The following is a 5,611-nucleotide window of genomic DNA, read 5'->3' as shown; positions in this document are numbered from 1 at the left end:
CCCGCCGCAGCTCGGCGGGCCTCGTGAATTCCGCCCGGGGGCGGGCTGTCGCCCCCTGGACGTACGGCCCGTGGGCCCGTCGAGTTGACAGGGCCACGGGCCGTACACCGTACCGCTATTGCGTTAATACCGGCAGTTGACCGGCCAGTAGGGATGTCCGCGGTCGGGGCGCCTCTCGGACAGTTACCGGATTCTTACTCATCCGCATTCCGGGCAAATGTCGCCGCCAACGGTCATTACCTGCTGGTAACAGGCATCAGTACGCGCGGGCGACGATCGCGATATTGCCGTCCTGGTCGTCCGCCAGCGGCACCGAGCCGTCGGCCGCGACAATGCAGCGCACCGAAACGCCCTGCTCGGCGAGCTTGGCCTCGCCCTCCGGACCGAGGTCGGCCCAGGAGATCCGGCCCCAGCCGGTCGCGGCGGCCTCGGCGGCCTCCTCGATGGTCTTGACGTCGACGGTACGGGCCTCGCGGCGCTCGCGGGACTGGCGCAGCAGCAGCGCCTGGTCCTCCTCCAGGATGCCCGGGACCAGCGCGGCCAGGGAGTCGATGGAGACGGGCTCCTTGCCGCCGGGGATCCGGCGGGCCAGCATCGCGGTGCCGTTCTCGAGGTCGCGCGGGCCGACCTCGATGCGCAGCGGCACGCCCTTGAGCTCCCAGTCCACCGCGCGGCGGCCGAACGGGGTGTCGGTGCGGTCGTCGACGACCACCCGGACACCGGCGGCCTCCAGCGTGGCGCCGATCTCGCGCACCTTGGCGATGACCGCGTCGTCGCCCTTGATGGCGAGCACGACGGCCTGGACGGCGGCCAGTCGCGGGGGCACCCGCAGGCCGTTGTCGTCGCCGTGGGACATGATCAGGCCGCCGACCATGCGGGTCGAGACGCCCCAGGAGGTCTGCCAGACGTACTCGCGCTCGGCGCCCTGGAGCTGGTAGGTCGTGTTGAACGCCTTGGCGAAGTTCTGGCCCAGCTCGTGGCTGGTGCCCATCTGCAGCGCCTTGCCGTCGCCCATCATGCCCTCCAGGGTGAGGGTGTTGATGGCGCCGGCGAACCGCTCCTTGGCGGTCTTGCGGCCGAGCACGACGTCGATACCGAGCACGTTCGTCATGAAGTCGCCGTAGACCTGGGTGTGGATCATCGACGCGTACGCGCGGGCGTCCTCGTAGGTGGCGTGGGCGGTGTGGCCCTCCTGCCAGAGGAACTCGGTGGTGCGCAGGAAGACGCGCGGGCGCAGCTCCCAACGGACCACGTTGGCCCACTGGTTGATCAGCAGGGGCAGGTCGCGGTGGCTCTGCACCCACTTCGAGAAGTACTCGTTGATGATCGTCTCGGAGGTGGGCCGGACGACGACCGGCTCGTCGAGCTGCTTGCCGCCGCCGTGGGTGACCACCGCGAGCTCGGGGGCGAAGCCCTCGACGTGCTCGGCCTCCCTGGTCAGGTAGGACTGCGGGATGAACATCGGGAAGTAGGCGTTCTGCGCGCCGGCCTTCTTGATCCGCGCGTCCATCTCCTGCTGCATCCGCTCCCACAGGCCGTAGCCGTACGGTCGGATGACCATGGTGCCGCGCACCGGACCGTTGTCGGCCAGCTCGGCCTTGTTGATGAGGTCCTGGTACCAGCGCGGGAAGTCTTCCGCCTGAGGGGTGAGAACGGGTGCCTTAGCCATGGCCCGAATGGTACGGGGCGCGGCCCCCTGACTTCGAATCGATAACACGCCGGCGGCCGCCGGACGGACGACCACCGCACCCGCCGGACGGACGACCGCGCACCCGCCGGCAGCAGACGGCGGCACCCGCCGACCGCAGGGGGCGCACGACCGCGACACGCGCGCACCACCCTGCACCCCTCTGGACGCCGGGCCCGACCCGCTGTTCGCTGGAGTGGGGCGGGACTTTGGGGGAGCCGTAGCAGCACACCGAAGGACCGGATGGGAGGCCGCGATGGCTTCAGCTCGGACGACCGGCACGACCGTACGACCGACAGGCGCACGACCGCACCACCCGCAGCCCGGGGCGGCGCGGCCCGCGCGGGCGCGCGACTGGGCGGAGATCCAGGAGCGCATGCTGGTGCCGCTCTACGAGGCGGTCCACGACCGGCTGGAGGTCGGCCCGGCGACCAGCGTGCTGGGCCTGGGCTGCCGGTCCGGGCTGGCGCTGCTGCTCGCCGCCGGGCGCGGTGCCCAGGTCACCGGCCAGGAGCCGCGGGACGAGCTGCGCGAGCTGGCCCGCGGCCGCCGGCTGCGGGTGTGCGCGGGGGCCCGGCCGACCGCGGCCGTCCCCCGCTCGGCCCATTCGCTGGTGACGGTCTTCGAGCAGTTGCCTGGTTGCGCCGAGCCGGGTCCGGTGGTCGTCGAGGCCGCCCGGCTGACCCTCCCGGGCGGGCATGTGGTGCTGGCCGCCTGGGGCCCTCCGGAGCGCTGCCAGAGCGCCCCGGTGCTGGACGTGGCGCGGCGGCGGGCGGGCCGGACCACCGCGCGCGACCCGTTCGAGCTGAGCACGCCCGGCACGCTGGAGGACCTGCTCGCCCCGGCCGGCCTGCGCCCGGCCGGCAGCGGGCGGGTGAGCTGCCCGTTCGCCTACGCGGACCTGGACAGCGCGGTGCGCGGCCTGCTCTCCACCGGTCTTTTCGAGGCGGCCGAGGAGTTCTCCGGCGCGTCGCTGGTCGCCAAGGAGCTGGAGGAGGCGCTGCAGCCGTACCTGCGCACGGACGGCTCGGTCCGGATGGAGAACGTCTTCCGCTACCTGGTCGCCGAACGGCCCCGGTAGCGGCGGCCGACCGGCCCCGACGGCGCGGGGAACGGGGTCCACGGCGACGCCCGAAGGAGCCCCCGGCGGCACCGGGAACGAGACCCCCCGGCAGCAATCGGACGGCCCCGGGCGACAACAGATCCGGCAGCGACGAAACCGGGGGCGCCCGCCCACACGGCGAGCGCCCCCGGCCCGCCGGTTCACGCCTGGTCGAGCGACTTCCCGTCGGAGCCGGAGCCCTTCCGCGGCACCCCGGCCGCCCGGTACGCCTGCTCCTCGTCCAGCGTCTCCGCCTCCAGCAGCGCCGCCGCCAGCGCGTCCAGCCGGGCCCGCTCCTCTGTCAGCAGCCGTACCGCGTGCTCGTAGCACTCGGCGACGATCCGCCGGGCCTCCTCGTCCACCGCGTCCAGGGTGGTCGGCGCGGCGGAGAGCCCGTAGGCGCCCTGCGGGTCGGCGGGCACCGCGGTCAACCGGCCGACCCGCTCGCTCATCCCCCACCGGCCGGCCATCCCGCGGGCGATGTTGGTGACCTGCTCCAGGTCGCTCTCCGCTCCGGTGGTGATCACCCCGTAGACCACCTGCTCGGCCGCCATCCCGCCGAGCGCGCCGATGATCCGGCCGCGCAGGTAGGGCTCGGTGTACGAGTAGCGGTCGTTCTCCGGGGTGGACAGGGTGACGCCGAGCGCCCGGCCGCGCGGCACGATGGTGATCTTGCGGACGGGGTCGGCGCCGGGCTGCAGCATGCCCAGCAGCGCGTGCCCGCTCTCGTGGTAGGCCGTGCGCTCGCGCTCCTCCTGCGGCATCACCAGCGGCCGGACGGCGCCGAGCTGGACCTTCTCCAGAGCGTCCGAGAGGTCCCGCTCGTTCACCGCGTCCTGCTTGCGCTTGACGGCCAGCAGGGCGGCCTCGTTGACCAGGTTGGCGAGTTCGGCGCCGGTCATCCCGGGGGTGACCTTGGCCAGCCGGGTGAGGTCGGCGTCGCCGGCCAGCGGGACGGTCCGGGTGTGGATGCGCAGGATGGCGGCGCGGCCGTCCCGGTCCGGCGGGCTGACGGTGATCCGCCGGTCGAACCGGCCGGGGCGCAGCAGCGCCGGGTCGAGCACGTCCGCGCGGTTGGTCGCGGCGATCACGATGACGCCCTCGGAGCCGGTGAAGCCGTCCATCTCGGTGAGGATCTGGTTGAGCGTCTGCTCGCGCTCGTCGTGCCCGCCCATGCCGCCGCCCGCGCCGCGCTGGCGGCCGATGGTGTCGATCTCGTCGATGAAGATGATCGCCGGGGCGACCTTGCGGGCCTCGGCGAACAGTTCACGGACCCGGCTGGCGCCGACGCCGACGATCATCTCGATGAACTCGGAGGCGGAGGCGGAGAAGAACGGCACGTCCGCCTCGCCGGCGACGGCCCGGGCGAGCAGGGTCTTGCCCGTCCCGGGCGGGCCGCTCAGCAGCACGCCGCGCGGCATCTTGGCGCCGAGCCTGCGGTACTGCTGCGGGTTCTTCAGGAAGTCGACCACCTCGGTGAGTTCGGCCTCGACCTCGTCGATGCCGGCCACGTCGGCGAAGGTGGTGCGCTTGCCCTGGTCGGCGGTGACCGGCTTGGGCGGGGCCTTGCGGCCGAGCGCGCCGGCGCCCAGCCCGCCGGCCATCCGGCGGGCGAGCAGCACCCAGATCAGGATCAGCAGGACCATGGGGGCCAGCGAGATCAGCAGGTTGGCGAGGAAGCTGCGCTGCTGGACCACCGGGGAGGTGGCGGTGACCTCGACGCCCTGCTGCTGCAGCGTGGTCCACAGGTTGTCGTTGGCGAAGGACGGCCGCTGGGTGGCGAAGTCGGTGTAGTCGCCCTTGCCGCCGTCCGGCTTGGGCTGGGCGCTCTTGAGGGTGCCCTCGATCGCGTCGCCCTTGGAGTAGATCTTGGTGATGTTGCCCTTGTTCAGCTGGTTGTTGAACTCGGTGTAGGAGATCGTGGTGGCGCCGGCGTTGCCGAAGTAGGACAGCAGCAGGTCGGAGATCAGGAACACCACGAGCGCGGTGAGGGCGAGTCCCATCCAGCCGCCGGGCATCCGGCGGCGGGGCGGCGGCGGGGGGGGGGGGGGCGCGCCGCCCCCCGGCTGGTCGGGGGTCTGGCGCGGCGGCACGGGTTCGGTCACCCATCGGACGATACGGACGCGGGCTCGGGCGAGCCACCCGAAACGCCGCGCCGAGCACGCCCCTGACCAGCCGCGACGGGGCCCCGTCAGTGCCTGATCCCCGCCGCCCCGTCAGTGCCTGCGCCCGGATCCCCACCCGTGACTCAGAGGCCTCGGCGCCCCGCCCGTGGCTACGCCTCGGCGCCCGGCCACTCCTCGGCGGTCAGCGCGAACCGCTCGTGGTCCCGCCAGTCGCCCTGGAGGAACAGCATCCGGGGGGTGAAGCCCTCGTGCCGGAAGCCCAGCCGCTTGGCCATCGCGACCGACCGCTCGTTGTCCGGCTGCACGTTGATCTCCAGCCGGTGCAGGCCCAGCCCGCCGGCCGGCTGCGGGGCGAAGCAGCGGTCCAGGACCAGCCGCAGCCCCTCCGTCATCCGCCCGGTGCCGGCGAACGGCAGGTACGCGTCGTAGCCCAGCGCGCCGTTGCAGAACCGGCCCATCACGATGTTGGCGACATTCACCTTGCCGACCAGCCCGCCGGTGTCCCGGTCGACGATCAGGAAGGTGCGCAGGCCCGGCCCCTGGCGGTCCAGCAGTTCGGCCAGGCCGTCCGGCTCGACCGGGTTCCACCGCCCGATGTGGTCGGCGGACCGTCGGACCGCCTCGGCGTACACGTCCTTGTCCTCGGCCCGCGGGGCCCTGATCGTCACTCGCACACCACCATCATCGGGCATGCGA

The 5,611-nt window shown here is 73.1% G+C and carries 4 protein-coding genes; 1 reads left to right on the top strand and 3 read right to left on the bottom strand.

What is annotated here, in order from left to right:
- Positions 1 to 256: 256 nt before the first annotated feature.
- The gene (gene proS, locus ACFV6I_RS35255; RefSeq protein ID WP_380376648.1) at positions 257 to 1,669 is read right to left on the bottom strand and encodes a proline--tRNA ligase; all 1,413 of its coding nucleotides are present in this window, start codon (positions 1,667 to 1,669) and stop codon (positions 257 to 259) included.
- Positions 1,670 to 1,943: 274 nt separating this feature from the next.
- Between proS and ACFV6I_RS35250 the strand changes: the two genes are divergently transcribed.
- Positions 1,944 to 2,768: a class I SAM-dependent methyltransferase gene (locus ACFV6I_RS35250; RefSeq protein WP_380429967.1), complete on the top strand. Its 825-nt coding sequence runs from the start codon at positions 1,944 to 1,946 to the stop codon at positions 2,766 to 2,768.
- 182 nt (positions 2,769 to 2,950) lie between these two features.
- Here ACFV6I_RS35250 and ftsH read toward each other — a convergent pair whose 3' ends face one another.
- Both ftsH and ACFV6I_RS35240 read right to left on the bottom strand, forming a co-directional pair.
- The gene (gene ftsH / locus ACFV6I_RS35245; protein WP_380429964.1) at positions 2,951 to 4,894 is read right to left on the bottom strand and encodes an ATP-dependent zinc metalloprotease FtsH; all 1,944 of its coding nucleotides are present in this window, start codon (positions 4,892 to 4,894) and stop codon (positions 2,951 to 2,953) included.
- Between the two features lie 170 nt (positions 4,895 to 5,064).
- Positions 5,065 to 5,607, bottom strand: coding sequence for a GNAT family N-acetyltransferase (locus ACFV6I_RS35240; protein ID WP_380429970.1), 543 nt, complete (start codon positions 5,605 to 5,607; stop codon positions 5,065 to 5,067).
- Between the last annotated feature and the right edge of the window lie 4 nt (positions 5,608 to 5,611).

Source organism: Kitasatospora sp. NPDC059803, from assembly GCF_042732255.1.
Classification (GTDB): domain Bacteria; phylum Actinomycetota; class Actinomycetes; order Streptomycetales; family Streptomycetaceae; genus Kitasatospora.
The sequence above is the reverse complement of the archived record's forward strand: the minus strand, read 5'-3'. Positions and strand labels throughout refer to the sequence as shown.